We start from the raw sequence: 23,932 nt of genomic DNA, 5'->3' as shown, positions 1-23,932 counted from the left end.
CCTGTCCCTTGTTATTCCTGGGGCATGTTAACAAAATGATGTGCAGGACCTGCAAGGCGGCTAAGCACGAATGAACGCAGTGGTTCTTCGACTCCAGTCTCCACCAGTGCCTCTTTCATACATTGTAGCCACTCATCAGCACGTTCTGGTGTAATAGGAATATGCATATGCCTTGCTCTCATCATGGGATGTCCATGTAATTCCGAATAAAGCGGACCCCCGCCAAAAAACTGTGTCAGGAATTGATATTGCTTCTCCAGAACTGGAGTAATATCTTCAGGGAACAAGGGTCCCAGCTGCGGATGAAGCTGTACCTTGGCATAGAACACTTCCACCAACCGATGTAGTGCTTCAGCCCCCCCTAGATTGTCATATATACTCTCATTTGGATTCATTGAGGTTACCAGCCTTCTTCCATATTAATGAAACGTTACTTATTTTATTATACCAAAGATAAGCATAACACGGATATCCGTCGAAAGTGCTCTCTAAACTACAGAAAAAAGGCGCTAAACTATAGTTCAGCGCCTGAAGAGTAAGGTTAGTAGGTCCTAAATTCCTCATCACCAGGAGGGACGAGAGAGACCCGGATTACATATACAAAAGCACAAACGAGAACTCCGGCTATAACGCTCATCGCCATCACTCCATCCCATTTAATCGTGTAACAGAGGGTGCATTTATTTATTACATAATATCATAATTCCTGCGAAAAAGCACAGATAATTGTAACCGCTTTCTCCATTTTTTTGTGCTTTTTGTCCCTCTTTTTGCATACATCTAACCATAGACCAGGAGGCGTTAATTATGACTTTTAAAAAGATTGGCGGCCCGCTGCTGGGATTCATATTGGCTGGTTGTATGCTGCTGATGTTACTTCATCCTGAAGCATCTCTTGCCGCAGCCTTACGTGGCCTGGCCATCTGGTGGGACGTGCTCTTCCCTTCACTGTTTCCCTTCTTCGTCATTTCTGAAATCATGCTAGGCTTAGGCATTGTCCATCTCTTCGGCGCTTTACTTGATCCACTGATGCGCCCCCTCTTCGGTATACCTGGCAGCGGTGGTTTTGTCGCGGCCATGGGATATGTATCAGGATATCCCGTTGGAGCCAAATTAACCGCTAAGCTGCGGGAGCAGAAGCTGATCAGCAGAATCCAAGGTGAACGCCTTGTAGCATTTACAACCTCCTCCGATCCTATTTTTCTACTAGGGGCGGTATCCGTTGGGTTCTTTCGCGATGCTTCTTTGGGGCTAATATTGGCACTAGCCCACTACGGAAGTGGCTTAATGGTTGGTCTCCTAATGTCATTTCATGGACGTAAGGAACAAAAGACTCCCACCCAAGACCCAACAAAAAGTAGTTCTGACGCCCCCTCTGCTCCAGCAAAACAAGGATTCGGCAGAATACATGCCGCACTCCTTGCGATGTCCGAAGCCCGGCGCAAGGATGGACGGAGCTTCGGGGAACTGTTAAAAGGAGCGATCCAATCCTCGCTACAGCTTATTATTGTCGTAGGGGGTCTGGTTGTATTCTTCAACGTGCTAATGGAGCTGCTTGCCCGTGCCGGAATCCTGCCCTCACTATTTAGCCTGGCCGGATCTCTCGTCTCCCTTGTTGGAGGGCCTCCCGAATTAGCTCAGGCCTTGATCAGCGGATTGTTCGAGGTCACCATAGGTGCTCGTTCTGCTGGTGAAGCCGCTTCTTCCATCCCGCTTCAATTCAAGGTCGCAGCAGCTGCCTTTATTCTCTCTTGGGGCGGATTATCTGTACATGCCCAAGTCGCCAGTATTTTGAACGGTACCGGGCTGCGTTATCTGCCGTTCTTAACTGCACGACTAATACATGCCATACTCGCAGCAGGTCTCGTGGTGCTGCTATGGAAGCCTGTGATGGGATCAGGATTGTCTTCTGCCTGGGTCTCTCTGCCTGCCTCCACTGCCTTTACACCTTCAGCCTCAGGTGTCACTGCCAGTCTAGCTCTACTGAGTCTTATACTAGCCGCTGCTCTTCTAGTGTCACTGCTTATCCCTGCCTTTATGGCAATGCTCCGATTGATGCGCCGAAGTTGATTACATATTGTGTTCCGGGGCAAGATTGATTATGATCGGTGTATGACGGAATTATATAAAGGAGCTTGTACATCTTGAGATATTATGTTCTGGACCGCGGTGATGAGCTGTCAATCAAACTTGCCGAGCAATTTCACAAGCTGGCGGCGGAGCGGGATTTGCAACTGGATGCCGAGTCTCCGGAAATCGTCATCTCGATAGGTGGAGACGGCACAATGCTGCACGCTTTTCATACCTTTATCGACCAGATTCCCAACTTAGCCTTTGTAGGTGTGCACACAGGACACCTCGGCTTCTATGCGGACTGGCAAGCAGAAGAGCTGCCCACCTTAATCGATTATATGTGCGGAACCGGTGAATCTGAGCCGCAGAAACCGCGTATTGTGAAATATCCATTAATAGAGCTGGAGATTCACAAAAAATCGGGATCTTCGTCTCACATTGCCCTCAACGAATTTACCCTTAAAGGGGTGGATGGAACTATAATGATCCAAATCGACATCAACGATGTCACCTTCGAAATGTTCCGGGGCGATGGACTTTGTATTTCAACTCCCTCTGGCAGTACAGCTTATAACAAAAGCCTAGGGGGCGCTATGGTTCACCCTTCAATAGAAGCGCTGCAGATTGCCGAAATCGCGTCTATTAACAACCGTGTATTCCGGACAATGGGCTCGCCGCTACTACTGCCAAAGCATCATCATTGTGACATTTTTTCATGTAAAGACCAGCGTTTGCTGCTCACCGTAGATCATAACAACATTCCTGTTGATGACCTGATTTCAGTACGCTGTCAAGTTTCAGACAAAAAAGTCAGCTTCGCAAGATATCGTCCGTTTCCGTTCTGGAACCGTGTCCGTGAAGCTTTCTTAGTCTGAGATCAGGGGATCAAAAAGCTGGAGATTTCAATATCTCCGGCTCTTTTTGGTGTGACAAAACTAACACCAATTGATAGACATAGAGAGAAATCAAATGGTATAATGAGGCTATTTTACAAAGAGTTACATAAAAGGAGAGAGTACTGTTGAAAAAATTATTATCCCTCTTGAGCATAAGTCTTCTGGCCCTGATACTGGCGGTCCCGGCTTTTGCTGCTTCAAAACCGATTGATGTTTATATCAACGGCAGTAAGGTTTCCTTTACCGCAGGAACCCCTTACTTAGCGAACAATTCTGTACTTGTCCCTTTCCGGGTCATCTTCGAAAAGCTTGGACTGCAGGTGCTTTGGGATGCCAAGACTGGAACAGTAACAGGTAAAAGTTCAAATCTGGCGATCAGCCTGAAAATTGGCAGCAACCGTGCAACCGTTAACGGAACCGTGAAAAAACTGACCACCGCACCAGTCTCCTCAGCTGGCACTACATACATTCCTTTACGTTTTATCGCAGAGGCAACCGGAGGCACAGCCGTCTGGAATTCAACCAGCAGAAGCGTGCAAATTACCACCCCAGTATCCAAAGATAAGGACGAAGCAGCGATTACAGCATTAATCCGTTTGTCTAATAAGTATTTTAATGAAGAAAAAGCAATTAGCTTCTATTCCCTTATGGATTCAGAATCCTCTAATGCGGAGTCAGTGGCGGATCTCAATGCATCCTTTGAGATTTTTGATATAAAAAATACTATTGAGAGTTTGGAAATCATTGATATTTCAGGCAATGACGCTACTGTGTATACACTGGAAAGCTCTCGCCGGACAGGTGGGGCCTATACGCCAGATACAGAGGACGAATACATGTATACACTTGTCCGCAAGAATGGAAGCTGGAAAATATCATCTGTGGAATCCCAAAGCTCCGTGATACTGCTGACTCGTGAACAAGCTCTAAAAACAGCAGCTAACATTCCTCAAAATGATGCGGATGCCATCAAAGGTAATATCACCAAATATTATCAAGCTATGAATGAACAAAATCCGGCGGCTGTTCTTTCCACCATGACTTCATACGGAGAAGAATATGATACCTCCCTTAAGGAAGATCTGGAAGATTTCTTTACTTCATACGACGTCACTTATACTCCAAGCGTTTCAAATATCTACTATTTTAGCGCCAAAGAAGCAGCTATTTATGTGGAAAACAAAGAGAAAGATGCCAGTGAAGAGGAAACTTTTGAGCAAGGCACTATCTTCATTTTATCCAAGTCGGATAGCGGGGTATGGACTACTGATAACACCTATAGCGTTTACTATAAACTTGTGAAATCCTAAAACCATACGTCACAGAAAGTTAATTCGTGCAGTGTATACTTTCTTATCTTATAAATTATATAAAAAGGGCGTATGATTCCATGAAATCCAATAAAGTAATAAGTGCACTTTTAGGCAGCTGTCTGGCTTTATCCCTAACTTTTGCTCCAGTAGTTTCTGCTGCCGATGCCGCTCAGGCATCTACAGATAACCGTGATCTTATCAATGAAGTCATGAATATTCTGGAGAACTATAACCTCTCCGGTGTAGATAAGGATACTTTGATTCGTGGAGCCATTGACGGCATGGTGAACACCCTGGATGATCCTTATAGCCAATACTTCAATACCGAGGAAGCGGCACAATTTGAACATGATGTTGATCTGGAATACGTTGGTATTGGTGTTAGATTGCAATATACCGCAACAGAACTCTACATCGAAGACATAACACCCGGTTCGCCTGCAGAACAAGCAGGTCTGAAACGCGGTGATACGATAGTCAAAATTAACGGAATCCCCGTTGAAGAGACCGAAGGAGACGAGTTAAGCGGAGCCGCAGGCACCAAGGTCACTCTGCAGGTGCTCCGGAATGGAGTGACTAAATCATTTCGTGTAACCCGAAATGAAATCAGCTCGACTTCTGTTACCGGAACTATTGTTGGACAGAAGATAGCCTACATCACACTGAGTGGTTTCACACAGAATTCCGATGAAGAATTTGCCGCTATGCTGAAAAAGATGCGTGCAGCAGGTATGAAATCGATGGTGCTTGATTTGCGTGACAACTTAGGCGGCTATATGGATTCGGCATACAACATTGTCTCTAATTTCATGGATAAAGGCATCATGATGTATACCTCCGATCAAACCGGAGCACTAACTCCAGTAACGATTACCAGTGGCAGCAAAATAGGCGTACCCGTCGTTATTCTAACGAATGAGTACACTGCCAGCGCTTCTGAGGCGCTTACTGGCGCATTACGCGACAATAAGCTCGCTACCGTCGTAGGCACTCGTTCTTTCGGCAAAGCACGTATTCAGAGCCTGCTTCCAATGTCCAATGGAGACATGCTGAAGCTGACTACGCAGAAATATCTAACTCCAAATAAAGAAGACTTTAATCACATCGGGCTTGCACCGGATATTGAGGTTAAAGGCAAAACTGCGCAGCTGATTACCGCTCTACAGATTGCAGGAATGAAAAGCATTGAGGTTTCCGGTGATCATCATATCTTGAATGTCAACGGGGTTGCCTTTGCTGGTAATGTGGGTCTAATAAAGCAAGGAGATAAGACTTATGCTTCTTCGCTCGTACTAGGTGCACTGATCGAAGGCGACATCACATGGGATGCCAAGAACAAAAAAGTCATCGTAACGAACGGGACAGGTAAAGCGACCGGCTTTACGTTGTCCTCCAAAGAGGCGCTTTCTCAGAACGGCGAGACCTTCATTGAATTAAATGCCTTTAAGAAGAAGTTCCCTGCGCTTGTATGGAGTTACAATGCAACACAGAAACAATTGAAATTATCTGTAAAATAGATCCTTAATCTAGCTAATCATTAAGCTGCTGAATCAAGCACCCATGAGTAAAAACAGGAGTTGTCACATAAGCCATGAAATGGCCGTTGGGACAACTCCTGTTTTTTGTTTAGTTTGATAATATTTGCACCTACGAAACATCTGTAGCACCTATCGGACATGGATGACCCTAATCGCAATATTAATCCATATTTGTTATGCTATCGGACCCCATAGTCGCTATTGGTATAAAAGACACCATAATTACTCCCCTCTTTCTAACGAATAGCATCATTGGAGTCCAAAACCCTGCTCAAAAGGCTGAAAATTCGCAAATAACGGCATCTGGGTCCTTAAGCCTCGGGGGATGATGAAACTGCTGGGTCAAGCAGCCAACGACTAATAGTATAGAGCAACAGAGCAACAGAGCAACACAGAGTAGCAGAAACACTGAGCAGCATAGCAACACTGAGCAACACACAGCAACACTGAGCAGCGATCTCCAAGTACCGGGAGAAACGCAACTCTGCTATTTTTTATAAGAAAAAAAGCTGGCTCATTCGTAGAAGGACTCTACTTATGGTTCAGCTTTCATCATTAAGGTTGTGAATTTTCTATGTTTTGATTGTTCTGGTTGTTTTGATTGTTCTGGTTGTTTTGAGCGCTTTGAGGTTTTGGTGTGTTTTGGGGCTTCTGAGACTGACCTTGTGGCGGTCTGCCTTGGAAATCCTTTTTGGATTTCTTGCCCTGTGAATCCTTGCCCCGGTGATTTCGGCTCTGATGTTCTCTCACAGGTCTATCCTTCGCCATATTGTCCTTAGAAGAAGTCATCTCTTTAAATGCCAATGAGTGATTCGAGCCTTGCTTAGAGGATGTTTCTTTAGCAGAAAACTCTTTATCTGCAGCCGCTTCATCACTAGCTTCCGATTCTTGCTCCAAGGCCTCTTCATCACTCGGCTCTGGTATTTCTTTGATCAAAATATCCTTGAACATGCCTTCTTGTGGTACCTCTTTCAATTTATGCAGCACAAAATAAGCGCAGCCAAAATTGCAGTATTCATTAATATAATCAACCATACCCGAAATCGCTGTATCCCGATTCACCTTAGGATGGTTGTCCCGGTAAAAACCTTTCAAACGCAACTGACTGTAACCCCAGTCACCGATAATATAGTCGTATCTTTCCAGCACCTCGCTATATCTCCCGCGAAATGCCTCCGGATTCCAACCATCCTTATGATCCAACATAAGTTCATAGCCTTTTCCGCCTATTACGATCAAACCTTTTGCCGCCTGCCTTTCTTTGGGAATCATGACGTTGATTATACCACCATCTATGTGGAATATTGGGCTTTCGGTCGCTGTTCTCGAACCGCTCCTACAGCTCCAATATTCCCCTCCAATGACGCAAATCAACGATTTTTATGGGTAACCTAAGAGCAGAGATTTCAGAACGCTGTCGCTCTTCCTCCTCTTACTAACATTCTCCGTGAATTAAACCACAGAAAAGCAATAATTAGCTAGAAGAAACCGCACGCTCCTCGCGAGCTTGAGCTGCAGACTTCACCTGCTCATGCGCATGATAAGAGCTGCGAACTAGCGGGCCTGATTCCACATGGCTGAAGCCACGCTTCATTCCCTCTTCCTTCAACAGTGCAAATTCCTCCGGTGGATAATATTTCTCGACATTTAAATGTTTTGGAGTGGGTTGCAAATATTGTCCTAAAGTCAATATATCACAATTTACGGCTCGCAAATCATCCATTGCTTGTAAAATCTCATTCCACTCTTCACCGACACCAAGCATGATGCTCGATTTGGTTGGAATATTTGGTTTCATTTCCTTGGCTCTGCGCAGCAATTCCAAGGAACGAGGGTACTTCGCTTTAGCCCGTACACGATCTGACATCCGTTCCACGGTCTCAATATTATGATTAAGAATGTCTGGATTACTGTTCATGACAATCTCAAGACTATTCCGGTCTCCTAAAAAGTCTGGAATAAGCACTTCAACACTACATAACGGAAGGCGTTTACGAATCGCCGCGACCGTCTCAGCAAAAATCTGAGCGCCACCATCCGCAAGATCATCGCGGGCCACACTAGTCACCACACAGTGACGAAGATTCATTTTCTCTGCAGCTTCAGCTACACGTTCAGGCTCCTGCAGGTCCAGTTCTGTAGGCATCCCTGTATTTACTGCACAAAAACGGCATGCGCGTGTACAAATATCACCTAAAATCATGAAGGTAGCCGTACGGTTTGCCCAGCATTCATAAATATTCGGACACCTAGCTTCTTCACATACGGTATGTAAAGTTTTGGAACGCATCATGCTTTTGATTTCCTGATAGTTGTCACCGGTAGTTAGCTTAATCTTAATCCAATCCGGTTTAGGTTGCTTTGCTGTTTTATTAGACAAAATGATAAACCCCGCTTCCTCCTGAATGTGATGCTGCAGATGAAAGTTGCTGCCTCATATTATAACATGTGCGATTTACAATTGCCTGTTTTTGTGAAATATGCAGGGTGTATCATCTGGAGTTTCCAGCGAGATTTTTCTGGTACCTTTAGACAAGAACGGATAAAAAGTAGTATTTTGCACCAATCTATAAAAAAGCTTCATCCGAAGTGACTACATTCAATTTAATGCCCGGACAAAAGGAGGCTGTTATCTTGCTGGCCCTATTTAAAAATATTAAAAACCGGAGAACCCTGTTATGCCTGTCCGCGGCCGCTATCCTTTGGGGTGGTTTAAACCTTCCCGTTGCAGCAGCTGTAGCGCGGCCTACTATCCAACCGGTGATGAGCAGCGGGGATCCCGCTAGTGCTAGCAAAGAAGCGCAATGGTCTGGCCGTAGACAGATTTATGAGCAAATGAGCGCAGCTACTGGTATCCCTTGGTTTAGGTTCGCAGCCATTGATCAATATGAACGCACGCTCGCCAAAAAGGGAGCCTCAGGGCAGCCTGTCTCCACGCGCCTTACAGCCATAAAAATCCCGGCACCGGTATGGGCTGGTCCACTTAATCCGGATCAGGGGGATACTTCCCCTAAATCCATTAGCTTCTTTGATGGTTTTGGCAGTGATGGCTCAGGAGACGGCATTGCTGATCCAGAGAATGATGCGGACGTTCTGTATAGTATGGCTAGACACTTATTGAAGTATGGACAATCCGCTAGTGATTTCAGTATCGGGGTCTGGGAGTACTATCACAATGGCCGCGCCTCGCAGCGCATTACCCAGTTCGCGAAGTTATATGAACATTTTGGACGGCTGGACCTATCCGGCAATGCCTTCCCGCTTCCCCTAAGTAACCTTTATTCTTATCGTAGCACTTGGGGTACTGGAAGAAGCTGGGGCGGAGCACGTATCCATGAAGGAACAGATCTATTTGCACCTCAAGGAGTGCCAGTACGAAGCACCTGCTTTGGCTTAGTAGAGACAAAAGGCTGGAACCGGTACGGCGGCTGGAGAATTGGCATTCGCGATATCGAGAACCGTTACCATTATTACGCTCATCTATCTGGATATAACAAAACCATTTCTCGCGGAGATATAGTCACCCCCGGTGAGATTATTGGCTGGGTAGGCAGCTCGGGTTACGGCAATCCCGGAACACAAGGAAAATTTCCTCCACATCTACACTTTGGCATTTACCGCGATCGCGGAATTACCGAATGGGCTTTTGATCCGTTTCCGTTGCTGAAACAATGGGAGAAACAGGAATATAGAGACTTAAAGAACAAAAGAAGCAAAAAAAGTGCTGTAAATTAGAATAAGGTCCCTTTCCTTAGAGAGGGGCCTTTTCTTTTTTAATACAACATCAAACAGCCAAAAGGTTCAATGCTGACCGTAAGCTTATTATTATTTTTAAAAGTTGCTCCAGACAATAAATCAGTTAATTCGTTCTTATCAGCTCGATATGGACTAAGCTCTAGTTGGTACGGGTTTGGAGAATTATTGATAATCAGCCCTATCTTCTCGTGCTCCACACCTCGTATGTAGCCAAGCACATTACGAACTTCATCAGTAAACCAAGGACGAAACGAACCTTTGCGCAGAACTTCATGGCTTTTTCTCAGAGAAATCAATTGTTGATACCACTTATGCAGCACTGCATTCTGAGCTTGTTCTTGCCATATCATAGCTTTTCTACAGTGGGGGTCTGTCGCCCCTTCCATCCCAACCTCATCCCCGTAATAGATCATTGGAATACCGATATAGGTCATCTGGAAAAAAACAGCCAGCATCATACGTTCAACAGCGGTACTCACGTGGTCCCAACCACGCCCACCTTCTTTACATGCCGTAAGAAACCGCAGGGTATCATGGCTGCCAAGCAACTGAAACATTGCCGAATTCGCCTGGTCATTATACAATGCCTCCTGATGGAGCAATTGCTCTATAAAGCGAACTGGCCCCGTAGATTGTTCCGCAAAAAATTCCAACACTGCATCACGAAGCACATAATTCATTCCTCCATCGAACTGATCCCCTCTAAGCCATGGCCCAGAAGCATGCATAATCTCACCGATCAGCAGGATTTCAGGATATTCAGATTTGAGCTCTTGCCGAAACCGGGACCAAAAACGCGGATTAACTTCATTGGCCACATCCAGACGCCAGCCGTCAATCCCTGTCTCGCGCACCCAATACTTCGCAACCTCAATCATGTAATTCGCCGTATCCGGATTGTCCATGTTCAGCTTTGGCATATGCGCTTCAGCTTTGGCAAACGTTTCATAATTGGGTACAGGCGTCTGCGTAACCGGAAAGGAATGAATGAAGAACCAATCTTTATACGGAGATAGCTCTCCTTTTGCCAACACATCTTTAAACGCGAAAAAGCGGTCTCCCGAATGATTAAACACAGCGTCTAAAATCACTTTGATTCCATGCCTGTGCGCCTGGCTGACCAGCGCCTTCAATCCTTCCATATCCCCAAATACTGGATCAACCTTATAGTAATCGGAGGTATTATACTTATGCTCTGAAGGAGACTCAAATACAGGCGTCATATAAACAACGTTTACTCCTAACTGTTGCAAGTAGGGCATTTTGTCAGAAATGCCTTGTAAGGTCCCTTCGTTATAACTGCTAGGATAGATTTGATAGGTTACTGCATCCATGCTCCATGAAGGTAACTTCAACGCCTCAGAATGATGGAGATATGCATATTGAAAAGAACCCGCACGTTCGCGGCTCTCCGACGCCCCTCTCTCTCCATACCAGACATATTCACCCGCAGGATTAGTTACATGGAATAGATATCTGCATTTTTTCGTAGGGTTCTCAATGACCGCTTCATGTATCTCATAAACACCTGCCGACCCAATCCGCTCCATCTGCAAAGGAACTTCATGCCCCGGAGAATCATAACGGTCTGAGTAGATGACGGTACAGGATAATTGCTGTCCAGCTTGCGTGAACAGTCTGAGCTTCAAGATGCCCGTACCCACAGGATAGGCAAACGGATCTTCACTTGTATGATATAAAAACCATGTATGAGGCATAACTTCCAAACTCCTTTTTTATGCTTTTATCTTTAAATCTATGAGACTCTTTGTGATTAGAGAGACTGCTAAATTTGTGTTATTATGGTTACAAATACCGTTCCGGATTATGAGGGGAAGACAATGAAAGTAACCATTTCTGATATTGCCAAAGCAGCCAATGTGGCTAAATCTACCGTATCCAAAGTATTAAACGATTCCCCAAAAATATCACAGAAAACGAAACACAAAGTTCGCGAAATTATGAAGCAGATGAACTATACACCAAGCAGTATCGCTACTGGATTAGCCAGACAAAGCAGCTGTAATATTGGTCTCCTGGTCGATATGTCCAAGGAAAGTGAATTTCTAAACCAGTTTTTCTACAACATCATCGGTGGAATAGAAAGTGTAATTGCGCCTTTAAAATACGAGCTGACTATTTCCAATGTGCAGCATAGTAGTCCGGAAGGACATTTTCTAAATAGACTTGTATTCAGCAAACGTGTCGACGGAATCATAGCGAATAACTCCGTACTTACGGAAGAGCTTTGCGAAGAACTGAACCGCTTGGAGTTTCCCTACATCTCCATCGGCGAAATTATGACTCCCGGAAGCTGGGTCGATTTCGATAATGAAGCAGGCGGCGGCATGCTGACCTCACATTTAATAAAGCAGGGGTATTCCAAAATAGCCTTCATAGGCGGGCAGCAGCAGGAAAAGATTTATACCCATCGTCTGAGTGGATATTTGCAAGCATTGCAGCAAGCAGATCTTGCGGATCAGCAGCAATGGATTATCAATTGTAAGGCTGATGAACATGAGAGCTATCATGCTGCACTTGAGCTTCTACAGAGCGAAGATCGACCAGACTCCGTAGTATGCATGAACAGCTATGTTGCCTTCGGGGTGCTTCAAGCTGCAAAATCACTGGATATTCATGTTCCATCACAGCTCGGCATCGCAGCTTTTGATGAATATCCTCTGTCCCGTTATACTACGCCTCCTCTAACCTCTCTGAATATCGACACGTTCCAGCTGGGGGTATCTTCAGGCGAGCTGCTGATGCAACGCATTCGTAATAACAACATGCCTACCGGGCATTTGCTTCTCGAGCCAGAACTCATTCCCCGTGAGTCAACCATGAGATCCCAGTTCCCGGCGGGAACTTAGTGAGGAGGCAGAAGCTTGGTTGCGCTGAGTGCTGATTCGGCTTGATTGTCTGGAGTAACTAACTGAGCTTGATTGAGCTTGTGTAGCTGACTGAGCTTTATTGCGCTGAGTGCTGATTCGGCTTGATTGTCTGGAGTAACTGCTTTAGCTTGATCGAATTTGAGTAGCTAAAATGGCTACATCGGATTTAATTGCATTTTGTGCAATAGAAATCCTTATAAGATGGGTAACATTCGATTTAATTGCACTTTGTGCAGTCAAAACTCGTGAAATTGGCAAAAAACAGCCTTTTTCCTGAATTCTACTGTACAAAATACAGTTAAATCTTTCTACCAGCTTCAAACAGAAAGTCTAATTGTACTTTCTGCAATTAAAAAGCTTCATACTGCTTACCAAGGAGCGGCCCCATACGGGAGCCGCTCCTTGTTGTGTTTAAACTGTAGATATTATGAAGCTTATAGATCCTTCCAGCGCTGAACCGTCAGATTTACGGTTTGTGTACCGCCTGATGGCGTAAGAGTTCGATTGGAAAGATCCGATCCATTCGAATTCACCTCCACATTAGTCCAAGCGCCTCGTGTAACTTTGTATTGAATTGCTGTTCCCGCCGGTAGACTTAGTGTGATGGAGTAAATACCATCACTGCCCTTCGTCAGTTGGTAGTTCGGATCTGCCACATTCCAGCTATTGAAGGAACCGGAGAGATAAACGGGACCACTCACAGGAGTAGACGCAGGAACAGTTACTCGGAATGTAACACTATCCGCTTGTGGTTCTCCTGCGGTGATGTTGCCATTCACCATACTCCAGGTGCCCGCAGCAAAATGATAGTTATTGCCGCCATTGTTATCCCATGTGCCACTGCCATTATTAAAGGCTGCGGTCAGCCCAGCTGCCGTGCCCAGCTGAATCGTAACCGCCTTATATCCTGTAAAAGCAGAAGCTTGGAGCTGCTCGCCTGGAGACGTCGTCCAGACCGTTGAACCATCGAGCTTATAATGGATATAAGAGCTGCTATAAGCCGCATTCTTATAATAGATCGTTGCCGTGCTGCCGACAGGTGTTGCCGTTGGCGTTGGTGTAGGCGTTACGGTCGGTGTCGGAGTTGGCGTTGGCGTTACGGTCGGTGTCGGCGTTACCGTTGGCGTCGGTGTTGGCGTTGGTGTTGCTGTTGGTGTTACGGTTGGCGTCGGTGTCGGCGTTACCGTCGGTGTAGGCGTTACGGTTGGTGATGGTGTCGGCGTTACCGTTGGTGTCGGCGTCACTGGTCCACCCGATTGAATATTGCCAGTTGGTGTATAAGTCCAGGTGCCGGCACTAAATAAATAGTTGCTGCCCCCGTTACTGTCCCAAGTACCGCTGCCATTGTTAAAGCAAGCTTCAAGCTGGCTGGCTGAGCCGATATTAATCGTTATTTTGTTGTAGCCTGCTACATCAGAGACAGGTATCGCCACACCTGGTGATGTCGTCCAAGTTCCTCCTACAGGGCGATAATGAATATAAGGCGAGGTATAGCCCTGCTTATAGTAAATAGTGACACTGTTCCCCGCTGGTGTTGTCACTGAAGCAATCGCGCTAAGGAGGGATAGATTGCCTGCTGCATCCATTGCTTTTACCGTATAGTCATACGTAGTACTGGCGGATAATCCGTTATCCGTATATGAAGTAGTTGCGGATGTACCCACTTTGACGCCGTTGCGATAAATTTCATATCCGGTCACACCTACATTGTCGGTGGAAGCGGTCCAGCTTACTAAAGCACTGGATGCATTTTGAACAGTTGCGGTCACGTTAGTTGGTACAGTTGGAGCCACTGTATCTGTAGGAAGCTGTTGTTTTGCATAAATTTTGGCTGCATTTGCACCCACGGTTACAGTGATCTGCTTGCCAGTTGCTCCACCCGATTGTACAGTTACCGTATCCGAAGTGTTCAACTGGTTATAAAGAACCGTCCCGACTGCCAAGCTGCTCTCTGCACGCAGTGGAATGGTAACGGTCTGCGAGCCGCTGGATTTATTACTGAATACGGAGATAACTTCCTGCCCCAGATTAGTTCCAGTGTCGATACGACGTGAAAAAGCATATAAGTTCTGTGCAGACCACATTTCACGTTGAGTGCCTGTACGGAGTGCCGGATTATTTTTCCGAATCTCATTAAGTTTGGCTACGTGCTTGTAGGTGCTGGCATTCTCATTAAAATAATTCTCTAATACATTGCCGTTTGCATCCCGTTTCACCATTGACCAGCGGTTCCAGGTATCGGCGATGCCTCCCGTCATAATCTGTCCATTACCATTGCCTTTGTTCTGTTCCGTACCTTGGAAGACTACGGGTGTTCCACGCACTGTAAAAATAAAAGTCAAAGCGTTCTGCAGCTTATCTACGCTTCCTCCAGCTTCTGTGAGAAAACGATTGCGGTCATGATTGTCGATAAAGGTAACCATGTGATTGGCATTTCCGTTGTAGTAGGAATCCTGTGCCAAGGTGCTTTTAATATTGGAGTCAAAAGACTGCCCATATGCGAAGCTATTTAGAACGGAGAAGAACATTGGGAAATCAAGCATGCCCCACTCCTTGTTGTTGCCGACCCAGCGTGAGACAAATTCAGCATTGCCGTCAAAATTCTCGCCAAAGGTATTAACCCCCAGATAATTTTGCAGTTCACCAATATCAGTCGGCTTCATCAGCTTGGCTGCGTCTACACGCGCACCATCTGCTCCTGTATAGTCAAACCAGCCTTTAATCGAATCAAATACGGCTTTTTTAGCAGCAGGGACATCGAAGTCAATGTCATCCAGTCCGCCTAGATCATGATTTTCTAAGTAATCCTGTGCCCATTGATCGTATCTTCCGTCTGCCAAAGACCAGTTGATATCTCCATTATGGTGATACCAAGCCGGGTTATTGAAAGGAGCTGCTGGCTGCAGACTAGGGATATCATAGTAGGCTTGGGTACCCAGCATATAATCCCCGATATGGTTCGGCACAACGTCGATCACTACCTTGATGCCAACCGCATGTGCGGAATCCACTAACTCCTTAAGCTTCTCCTTTGTACCAAAGTAGGGATTGGCTGCGTTAGGGTCCTTAACATTGTACCCGTGATACGCTGTATTTTTACCGCTGCCATTGTTCTCCCGATTCGTCATTTGCGGCTCCGCCACTGGGGAAATCCAGATCGCGGTGTAGCCCATATTTTTAATATAAGACAGCTTGTCGATCACCCCTTGCCAATCTCCGCCTTTCATATAACGGAAATCTTCTTCAGAGTTCTCGCCATAGCGAATTGCCGCTCCCGTAGCATTGTTGGAAGAGTCCCCGTCATTAAACCGGTCAACCATAATCTGATAAATGGTATCATTCTCGTTAATCGTACCGATGCTGGCCGCATCTGCCTGTTGTGGCGCTAAGATGAATAAATTAATCACAGTAGAAAGAAGAATAGATGTAATCAGAACGGGCACGTACCATAACTTACGTTTCATCGCGCGCATCTCCCTCTCTTATTAAAGCGTATTCATAACACACTAAAACCTACTTCTTGGATTAAAAACGACCTTTCCAGCGATGTTTTTGGCATAGAAACAAACGAATTTTAGGGAAACCGGTTTCCCTACTAAAAATTACCATGACACCAGACGCGTTGTCAAGCCTTAAAATTGAAATGCACAACAAAAAAAGAGCTCCTATTTCGGAAGCTCTTGGGGTTGAATATTTACGGTTTGAGTTCAGCGTCCCGCCGTCTGAATAAACTGCAAGACCTCATTCATAATTCGGTCCTTCTCTTCACAATGGCACACCATATGACCACTGTTGTCGACCATCAGCACCTGTTTTTGGGTCGCCTTGATCATATGATGACGTAGGTAATCGGCGCTTCTAGTCTTCACTAGATGATCCCGTTTCCCTTGCACGATCAGGGTTGGAGTCTCAATATGCGGATAAACAGAAAAGCTTTCACGAACCAGTCGCTGGAACTCTCGAGTTGCTTTTGGAGGCGTTGAACTGAATTTACTAATATAAGTTTTTAGCATGGAAAAGCTCGCAAGGGTCTTAATAATTTCTACAGGATTCAGCGGAAACACAGGGGTAGACAACAAAGTGAGAGATTTAATCCAAGGTTTATAGCGCACTGAAAGATGTGAAGCAATAAGAGCACCGGTTGAAAAACCGATCAGATGAACTCCGTCATTTGTCTTTAACAGCTCTGTTAATTCATCCTCAGCACTTTGCTGCCAATCATGTCGATCCGAATGCAGTAAATCATTCCTGCTGCCCCCGTGCCCCTTTAGGGTAAATGTTCTGGAACGATAATTATGCTGCTCCATAAACTGGGACAAGGGAGAGATTTCATGCTCACCTCCGGTAAAGCCATGAATAAATAAACAACTTTCCATAATTGTCCCTCTTTTCACATTCCAAACTGAATTCCATCTTTATTGTATAATGCCAATCCCCTTTATTTTCTATTCATTCCAACCTTCTATGTAAAACCTTAACCAAATGATGTCAAGGTTCACCACCGTTATAGGTTCAAAATAAAATATATATTCTATTGTTCCCACCAAAGAAGACCGAGTGCAGAAGTAATCGTTAAACCTACGGCCGAGCTAGATGAAGTTACGTTAGCACAAATAGCAGTCCCCGGCGGAACGATGATGCTGCCCGTAAAGTTCTGTGAGAAGGCTCCCGGCGCTAATTGATAATTGTAAAGCGTTGTTCCCCCGTTAATTGCCGCTGTTGAAGATTGAACGGTCATCGCACTTGTAGCCGCGCTTCCGAGATTATTATTTGTTGGTGTCAAGGTTGCAGGAGAGGTTAACGTCCCCCCTTTGACAATTGTAAAGCTTCCAGACATAGCCGATAGCAGAGAAGATCCGCCGATACTGCCGCTTATACGAGATATATATACGGTTTTTCCGCTGCCAGCAGCATTACTAATCCGAATAGAAGTAATTGCAGAAATAAGACTAAGTACGACCAAACTAGACACGGATGTGTTGGTAGAATACAAGACCGCAGCCTTCGAAGCACTTATTTCAGGTGGCGCGCTGATATCCGGAGCTTGGAAGGTATTGACCATATCCACATAAAGAGGTTGATCATTGTCGTTAAACACATATTGATTAGGCATGATTATCCCCTCCCAGTTCTAATATTCCCACCAGCTGATAGATGTTGTCGCTGCTGAAGTTCCCGATGCAATCGTGATGGACGTGGTTATGGAATTTCCGGGAGGAACAACGATTTGTCCAGTAAAGTCAACAATGACGGGACCCGCTGCCAGTAATAAAGATACTAGAGTGGCCGGACCTCCCGTAGGGGCAGCAGTCGAGGTTCTGGCCGTCATCACACTGGTTAACGCACTTCCAAAATTAAAATTTATCGGTGTAACGGTGGTTCCGGTGACCGTAGCGTTCCGAAGTAGAGATAACGTAACCGCAGCTGTTGCCGAGCTAGCTGCAACACGGGATACATACAATGTACGTCCGCTGCCTGCCGGATTACTAATCTGAACAACTAACGGTGCAGCAGTCGTTACCGTAGAAGTAAAAGGGATTCCAAACAATAGCCCCGCCTTAGCCGCTCCTCCCTCCGGAGCTGAATCTATACCAGGTGCAACATACGTGTTGACTTGTTCTGTAAAGAGTGGCTGGCTACTCTGATTAAATACTGAATCGTTTGGCATGCGCTATCCTCCCCGTACTTGAGCTTATCTTATTTTATGCCGCTCTAAGTAGCAGGTTGTTTGGGAAGGTGCGTATTTTTGCTTTTGCAGCCCAATCACCTCTTATTTTTCACCATATATTATTATCACCATTCGAATGGCTAAGGATTGTCCCTAACGGTTCGCGGCTTATTGGACTGCGGTTTATTGATGCTCAGGGCTCAAACGACGGTTAGGGTCCTTTTATGGATAGGGTTCCAGAAAACCCGTAGGAGGTGAATGAAATCCATAACGGTCTGGAACTAGAAAAGCGCAGCAAAATAAAACACACAAAAAAACAGGGGAATCGCTCTAGAAATCCGCAACCTTTTCCACCTCCAAATGGTCGAAGAAAGCGCCGTAAGGTCACGATCAGTCCTTTATTTTCCGAGCATCAATTTATCGGATTCCCCGTGTCCAGCTCCATTTCGCCTCTGCCTTGGCAAAAAAGCGGAACTAAAACGATGATCTCTTACGCAGTTATGAACCAAGGAGACCACCCTGTTAGCGTCCGCTTGGAGATTAGTCCGAACAGTCTTGATTCTTTTATAGATTCAGAAGAGATCGTGGCCGCAAAAGAAATGAAGGTGCTAGTGCCAAGCAGATTTTTAAAGTGGACTCGGATATCCGCCTCCACGCAACAGTCAACGGGTTTAGGCAAAATTGATGTATACGTCCAAGCCCAGTCTATAGGTATGAGTTAACAATTTTATAAGAGAGGGACGAGGAATTTTGCCTAACTACAGCTCTTTTCAAGCTAATCCCGATAATCTACGAACGCTTATTTTTGGCCGGGATGCCTCGCTGATTGATCATCCGCTTACTACAGATCCAGGCGGAAATCTAACGACAATTATCCTAGATGGTACGATTTCCAATATACTCGGAGCTACCATCACTGCGGGTACTTTGTCCTCAGCAGGAACAGTTACTAACATTCTTAACGGGACTATCACTAGCGTACTCGGGGCTACCATCACAGCGGGTACCTTGTCTTCCGCAGGAACAGTTACTAACATTCTTAACGGGACTATCACTAGCGTACTCGGGGCTACCATCACAGCGGGTACCTTATCTTCCGCAGGTACGGTTACCAACATTCTTAACGGGACTATTGCTAGCGTACTCGGAGCTACCATCACAGCTGGTACTTTGTCCTCCGCAGGAACCATTACTAACATTCTCGATGGCACGATTACCAGCGTGCTGGGAGCTACGATTACGGCTGGTACCTTGTCCTCCGCAGGAACCATTACTAACATTCTCGATGGCACGATTACCAGCGTGCTGGGAGCTACGATCACTGCCGGGACTATTACTAGTGTACTAGGCGCAACCATTACCGCTGGTACTTTGTCCTCAGCAGGAACAGTTACCAATATCCTTAATGGGACCATTACTAGTGTGCTAGGAGCTACAATCACTGCGGGTACCTTGTCTTCCGCAGGTACCATTACTAACATTCTCGATGGCACGATTACTAACGTACTTGGAGCTACCATCACTGCCGGTACTTTGTCTTCGGCTGGTACGGTAACCAATCTCTTAAACGGGACCATTACCAGCGTGCTCGGAGCCACCATTACGGCTGGTACTTTGTCTTCCGCAGGTACGGTCACCAACCTCTTAAACGGGACCATTACCAGCGTGCTCGGAGCTACGATCACTGCGGGTACTCTGTCCTCAGCAGGTACCATTACTAACATTCTCGATGGCACGATTACTAACGTACTTGGAGCCACCATCACAGCTGGTACTTTGTCTTCTGCAGGTACGGTCACCAACCTCTTAAACGGCACCATTACCAGCGTGCTCGGAGCCACCATCACAGCCGGTACACTCAGTAGTGTGACCTCTATTTCACAACGCAGCTTTATCGAACAGACGACGACGGGTATTGCAACTGCTAATGCCTATACTCCACTGCCAGCAGTGACTACGAGCGTATTGGGGACCTATTCCTTTTTCATCAATAACACTGGAGCTAACCCAGTCAACACACGAGTTGAAATCAGTGCTGACGGAACGAACTATTTCGTCGATACCACAGGAGATAATCCTTTAGCAGCAGGTTCTATCGATGTCATAGTTCCGGCAAGATTCCTGAAATATACACGCTTATCCTATCAATCAACGAATGCAGGAGCCGCCTCAACAATCAATGTAAGTTTCAACGCGCAGGGAACGTAATGCAGATGCCCATCATATGTTGTAACGAAAGAGTGCATGGATATCCATGTGCTTTTTCTTTTGATAGCAAAAGCTGATTTCTACTTCTACATATGTAACAAGGAGGAAACAACGTGAACAATATTACGCTTGGCGTCCACCTCATCGTTAACAATGAAGCTGATCTTCTGCCCCACTGTCTCACAAGCGTAGCAGGTGTTGACGAGATTGTGGTCATAGATACAGGCTCTACTGACGAATCCATAGCTATTTCCCAAGCGCACGGGGCTAGAGTATTCCAACGGGAATGGACAGAAAACTTTGCTGCAGCACGTAACGAAGGTCTCGATCAGGCGGATACCGATTGGATTCTAGTCCTTGATGCCGATGAACGCCTACAAACTCCACTTCCGGAACTCCGCAGCCTCCTGCAAAACACGCAAGCTCAGGCTTTTACAGTACACATTGATAATTGGCTTGGCGTTCGGCCTGAAGATAAGGTAAAGCACAGTGCGGTTCGTTTATTCCGAAATGGACAGGGTTATCGATATAGCGGAAGAATTCATGAAGGAATTGACGCTGCAATCCTTAAATCACATAACATCTCGGCGATTGAGCATAGTGATATTGAGATTGAACACTTCGGATATATGCCGGAAATCATGGCACGAAAAAATAAAATCAAACGCAATGAACAGCTGCTGCGACTCGCTTTAGCCGAACAACCGGAAGATCCTTTTCACTCGTATAATTTAGCAGTCACCTGCTGTCAGGACGGTCGTCTTCTGGAAGCAGAGACATTACTTCGCCAGACCCTTCACCATGTGCCACTTGAAGCTTCCTACCGTCCTACGATGATTAGAGATCTCTGTAAAATTTATCTGACTCAAGGAAAAACCAATATCATAGATCCCTTGCTGTTGCCTGAATTGGAGCGTTATGAGGATTACCCTGACCTGCATTTTTTATTAGGCCAATCTTTGGAGAGTCAAGGTTTGTTAGAACGTGCTTTTCAAGCTTATCAGCGTGCAGCATCCATTTCTGGAGATCAGGTTAATCAAAAATATGTATCTGAGCAAGGGATGAACACCTTCCGCCCACTTTATCGACTAGGATTAATCTCAGAGCGGCTTGAGCTTCAGGAGGACGCTGCGAGATTCTACCACCGTGCGCTTCAACACCACTCTTTATATAGGCCTGCCTTGCAGGGAATAGCTTCTGCTTTTCAACGCTTAGCTGTAACCGATGAGGAGATTGCCACCTTGCTGATACAACTCGTCCCCCCAACTAATGCTGCCCAACGAGCTGCGATTATTGACAGTTTATTTGCGATAAATGCTAATGAGGCCATCAATAACTTATCCCGAGACACTTTTCCCTTGGAATTAGAGACGGCAAATTGGATGATCTCTTCGCTCATCATTACCGGCAAGCTGGAAGACGCCTATACAACGATAAGACAAATGGCCTCCTTAGCTACGCAAGATAACCATGATTTAGAATATCTGAAAAAGTGGGCTACCCTCTGGGCTATTTGCTCTTGGTCGCTTTTTGGAGAATTCCACAATGACCTGCTAACCTATGTACCAGACGAACTTCGTTTCGGACTGCAATACATTCAGAAGTGCCACCAGCAACAAAAGGTAGATCCCGTTGAAGCAGAGGTAGATCCATTAACATTACATTCCTCATTCATTTCAGATTTGATCGAACAATCAGTAAAACTACACCAGCCCGCGTTAAGCGAAGCTTTGGTAAATTTGTTCCCTACCTTTCGGTCTGAATTAGCCGCAGCATTATATAAAGAAGGGAATAGGAATGAGGCAGGCGAGCATTTTATCAGGTTAGTTAGCGATCAAGCGGCTGATGCGAAGGTTCTTTTTTATATAGGTGAGATGGTCTTTGACAAGGGGCATTACACGGAAGCCAGTGAATGGTTTCAACAAGCGCTGGAGCAAATGCCTGAGCATGAGGCTGCCCGAGTGGGTTTAGCACTCTGTTACCTTCAGCAAGCGAAGCTTAGCATGGAGGATGCTCTGAACAGCTTGGATGCAGCTAACGTCCACGGTCCACTGCAAACGGATATTGGTGCCATCCATAAATCCATCTTTTTACTAAATCGTACACCGTGGCACACACAGTGGAGCTTCCGCCAGAGCGAGGGGAGGGCAGCCAAATGAACATGCCAAGCCAAAAACCTCTGATTTCGCTATGCATGATCGTTAAGAACGAAGCAGATAGCTTAAGCCAATGTTTAAAAAGCGTACGTGGTGTCGCCGACGAGATCATTGTAGTCGATACTGGCTCTACTGACTCCACGCTACAAATTGCTCTAAGCTTTGGAGCTAAAGTTGTTCACCATCCTTGGAATGGCGATTTTGCCGCTGCCCGCAACGCGGGTCTTCAGCAAGCCCGCGGACAATGGATTCTCATTCTGGATGGAGACGAGGAACTGGATGCGAAAAGTAAGGGGGAGCTGTTGCTGTGTGCGGAGCATTTGGAGTATGAAGCTTTTTTTCTGCGCATTCATAATCATAAAGGTTTAACCGCAGCTTCACAGACCATTACTGTTAATCCGATTATCCGCCTATTCCGTAACCGCCCGCAGTACCGTTTCAGCGGCATCATCCACGAACAGATTGCAGAAACGATCGTAAAAGCTACACCCAAAGCAGCTATGCATTTAAGCACCGTAGTCATCCATCATTACGGTTATGCAGACGGCGTAGTAGCAAAAAAAGATAAGATCAAACGAAATGTAGAGCTGCTCAAGGAACAGCTAAAGTTAAATCCCAATGACCCCTTTCACCATTTCAATATGGCTGTTGAATATATGCGGCTTAGTGAATATCAACCGGCTCTAGAGCATATCAAAAGATCACTTAACGAAGCTCCGCCCGACACAAGTTACGTTCATCTGCTGCACAAATATCAAATCCGCTGCCTGGCAGAATTAAAAGATTTCAACGCGGCGCTGGAAGCTTGCGACTTAGGGATAACCCTACATCCAGATTATCCTGACTTGGCTCATATCAAAGGTGTGCTGCTGTTTCAAATGGGAGCCCTAGCTGAGGCCAAAACAGCATTGCTGCAAGCCTTAGTCATTGGAGAAGCCCCTTCCGGTTACCATACCGAGTCTGGATTCGGATCTTATTTGACATTTTATTTGCTGGGACAGTTATGCGAAGAAATAGGCGATCAGACCGAGGCCTGTGCCTGTTATACCAAAGCTGCTCAGCTTCATCCCGATCCAACGCCCATTATAACCCGACTGATCCGAGCCTTAAAATGTGCTGAGCGCGAAAATGAAATTTCGGGCTGGCTTCACGCTCATCTACCCGAATACACAGCTGCTAAAAGCGGACTTCTCTTAGATTTATTGCAGATTGAGGGATGTGATAAGGCAGCAAAACAGCTGATGAAGACCACAGGGCAGCCCTCAGCTAATGACTCGTTATTCAACCCAGCCTATCACCCAGGGCGTTCGGAGCTTTTGTTGGCGGATCGTCTGCTTGCCTCCCTCTCTTCTTCAACCCCCTATTCTCCAGCGGCTAAAAGAGTGCGGCTCGCACTTCCACTGCCCAGAGTTTCAGATTAGGAAGGACGTATT

At 45.8% G+C, this 23,932-nt stretch carries 18 protein-coding genes; 10 read left to right on the top strand and 8 right to left on the bottom strand.

What is annotated here, in order from left to right; translation table 11 throughout:
* Positions 1–11 precede the first annotated feature (11 nt).
* Positions 12–395: a globin domain-containing protein gene (locus MHH49_RS14700; protein ID WP_038573207.1), complete on the bottom strand. Its 384-nt coding sequence runs from the start codon at positions 393–395 to the stop codon at positions 12–14.
* A gap of 412 nt (positions 396–807) precedes the next feature.
* Here MHH49_RS14700 and ylbJ point away from each other — a divergent pair, with 412 nt between their 5' ends.
* The 4 genes from ylbJ to MHH49_RS14680 all read left to right on the top strand — a co-directional run bounded on the left by ylbJ (position 808) and on the right by MHH49_RS14680 (position 5,799).
* Positions 808–2,070 (top strand): sporulation integral membrane protein YlbJ, encoded by a 1,263-nt coding sequence (ylbJ, locus tag MHH49_RS14695; protein ID WP_076224540.1) that lies wholly within the window; start codon positions 808–810, stop codon positions 2,068–2,070.
* Positions 2,071–2,144: 74 nt separating this feature from the next.
* A complete protein-coding gene (locus tag MHH49_RS14690; protein WP_076105311.1) occupies positions 2,145–2,948 on the top strand; it encodes an NAD kinase in 804 nt (267 codons plus the stop codon).
* 146 nt (positions 2,949–3,094) lie between these two features.
* Entirely contained in the window at positions 3,095–4,279 is a 1,185-nt protein-coding gene (locus tag MHH49_RS14685; RefSeq protein WP_339824670.1) for a copper amine oxidase N-terminal domain-containing protein, read from the top strand.
* A gap of 80 nt (positions 4,280–4,359) precedes the next feature.
* Positions 4,360–5,799 (top strand): S41 family peptidase, encoded by a 1,440-nt coding sequence (locus tag MHH49_RS14680; RefSeq protein ID WP_051491374.1) that lies wholly within the window; start codon positions 4,360–4,362, stop codon positions 5,797–5,799.
* 576 nt (positions 5,800–6,375) lie between these two features.
* Here MHH49_RS14680 and MHH49_RS14675 read toward each other — a convergent pair.
* Positions 6,376–7,059 carry a YutD family protein gene (locus tag MHH49_RS14675; RefSeq protein ID WP_081390260.1) on the bottom strand — a complete coding sequence of 228 codons (684 nt, stop codon included), beginning with the start codon at positions 7,057–7,059 and terminating at the stop codon, positions 6,376–6,378.
* Between the two features lie 235 nt (positions 7,060–7,294).
* Complete coding sequence (gene lipA / locus MHH49_RS14670; RefSeq protein ID WP_036685320.1) at positions 7,295–8,200, bottom strand: lipoyl synthase; 906 nt, start codon at positions 8,198–8,200, stop codon at positions 7,295–7,297.
* Positions 8,201–8,454: 254 nt separating this feature from the next.
* Between lipA and MHH49_RS14665 the strand changes: the two genes are divergently transcribed.
* Entirely contained in the window at positions 8,455–9,555 is a 1,101-nt protein-coding gene (locus tag MHH49_RS14665) for a M23 family metallopeptidase (RefSeq protein WP_036685322.1), read from the top strand.
* Between the two features lie 38 nt (positions 9,556–9,593).
* Here the strand turns inward: MHH49_RS14665 and MHH49_RS14660 are convergent, their stop codons facing one another.
* Positions 9,594–11,294: an alpha-glycosidase gene (locus MHH49_RS14660; protein ID WP_341138220.1), complete on the bottom strand. Its 1,701-nt coding sequence runs from the start codon at positions 11,292–11,294 to the stop codon at positions 9,594–9,596.
* 123 nt (positions 11,295–11,417) lie between these two features.
* On the opposite strand from MHH49_RS14660, the gene MHH49_RS14655 reads away from it, so the two are divergent.
* Positions 11,418–12,446: a LacI family DNA-binding transcriptional regulator gene (locus MHH49_RS14655; protein ID WP_094903751.1), complete on the top strand. Its 1,029-nt coding sequence runs from the start codon at positions 11,418–11,420 to the stop codon at positions 12,444–12,446.
* A gap of 455 nt (positions 12,447–12,901) precedes the next feature.
* Here the strand turns inward: MHH49_RS14655 and MHH49_RS14650 are convergent, their stop codons facing one another.
* The 4 genes from MHH49_RS14650 to MHH49_RS14635 form a co-directional block, all read right to left on the bottom strand.
* Positions 12,902–15,931, bottom strand: coding sequence for a carbohydrate binding domain-containing protein (locus MHH49_RS14650; protein ID WP_076178958.1), 3,030 nt, complete (start codon positions 15,929–15,931; stop codon positions 12,902–12,904).
* Between the two features lie 243 nt (positions 15,932–16,174).
* Positions 16,175–16,843, bottom strand: coding sequence for an alpha/beta hydrolase (locus MHH49_RS14645; protein WP_076178957.1), 669 nt, complete (start codon positions 16,841–16,843; stop codon positions 16,175–16,177).
* A 155-nt stretch (positions 16,844–16,998) separates the two neighbouring features.
* Positions 16,999–17,580: a hypothetical protein gene (locus tag MHH49_RS14640; RefSeq protein WP_076316370.1), complete on the bottom strand. Its 582-nt coding sequence runs from the start codon at positions 17,578–17,580 to the stop codon at positions 16,999–17,001.
* Positions 17,581–17,598: 18 nt separating this feature from the next.
* Complete coding sequence (locus tag MHH49_RS14635) at positions 17,599–18,135, bottom strand: hypothetical protein (protein ID WP_076128012.1); 537 nt, start codon at positions 18,133–18,135, stop codon at positions 17,599–17,601.
* A 254-nt stretch (positions 18,136–18,389) separates the two neighbouring features.
* On the opposite strand from MHH49_RS14635, the gene MHH49_RS14630 reads away from it, so the two are divergent.
* The 4 genes from MHH49_RS14630 (at position 18,390) to MHH49_RS14615 (ending at position 23,920) form a co-directional block, all read left to right on the top strand.
* Positions 18,390–18,857: a DUF6385 domain-containing protein gene (locus MHH49_RS14630; protein WP_143766103.1), complete on the top strand. Its 468-nt coding sequence runs from the start codon at positions 18,390–18,392 to the stop codon at positions 18,855–18,857.
* Between the two features lie 28 nt (positions 18,858–18,885).
* Positions 18,886–20,343, top strand: a complete 1,458-nt coding sequence (locus tag MHH49_RS14625; protein ID WP_339813376.1) for a DUF6385 domain-containing protein — start codon at positions 18,886–18,888, stop codon at positions 20,341–20,343.
* A 113-nt stretch (positions 20,344–20,456) separates the two neighbouring features.
* Complete coding sequence (locus MHH49_RS14620; RefSeq protein ID WP_341138219.1) at positions 20,457–22,502, top strand: glycosyltransferase; 2,046 nt, start codon at positions 20,457–20,459, stop codon at positions 22,500–22,502.
* On the top strand, positions 22,499–23,920 hold the full coding sequence (locus MHH49_RS14615) for a tetratricopeptide repeat-containing glycosyltransferase family 2 protein (protein ID WP_339813370.1): 1,422 nt from the start codon (positions 22,499–22,501) through the stop codon (positions 23,918–23,920). The genes MHH49_RS14620 and MHH49_RS14615 overlap by 4 nt, the downstream gene beginning before the upstream one ends.
* Positions 23,921–23,932: the final 12 nt, after the last annotated feature.

The sequence above is a fragment of the Paenibacillus sp. FSL F4-0122 genome (genome assembly GCF_038002845.1).
GTDB classification, from domain to species: domain Bacteria; phylum Bacillota; class Bacilli; order Paenibacillales; family Paenibacillaceae; genus Paenibacillus_AQ; species Paenibacillus_AQ odorifer.
This window is presented reverse-complemented; position numbering and strand designations above follow the sequence as displayed.

Coding starts and splice junctions, on each gene's coding strand:
- MHH49_RS14700 (WP_038573207.1), bottom strand. CDS start 395: ATGAATCCAAATGAGAGTATATATGACAATCTAGGGGGGGCTGAAGCA.
- ylbJ (WP_076224540.1), top strand. CDS start 808: ATGACTTTTAAAAAGATTGGCGGCCCGCTGCTGGGATTCATATTGGCT.
- MHH49_RS14680 (WP_051491374.1), top strand. CDS start 4,360: ATGAAATCCAATAAAGTAATAAGTGCACTTTTAGGCAGCTGTCTGGCT.
- MHH49_RS14660 (WP_341138220.1), bottom strand. CDS start 11,294: ATGCCTCATACATGGTTTTTATATCATACAAGTGAAGATCCGTTTGCC.
- MHH49_RS14655 (WP_094903751.1), top strand. CDS start 11,418: ATGAAAGTAACCATTTCTGATATTGCCAAAGCAGCCAATGTGGCTAAA.
- MHH49_RS14650 (WP_076178958.1), bottom strand. CDS start 15,931: ATGAAACGTAAGTTATGGTACGTGCCCGTTCTGATTACATCTATTCTT.
- MHH49_RS14645 (WP_076178957.1), bottom strand. CDS start 16,843: ATGGAAAGTTGTTTATTTATTCATGGCTTTACCGGAGGTGAGCATGAA.
- MHH49_RS14640 (WP_076316370.1), bottom strand. CDS start 17,580: ATGCCTAATCAATATGTGTTTAACGACAATGATCAACCTCTTTATGTG.
- MHH49_RS14635 (WP_076128012.1), bottom strand. CDS start 18,135: ATGCCAAACGATTCAGTATTTAATCAGAGTAGCCAGCCACTCTTTACA.
- MHH49_RS14615 (WP_339813370.1), top strand. CDS start 22,499: ATGAACATGCCAAGCCAAAAACCTCTGATTTCGCTATGCATGATCGTT.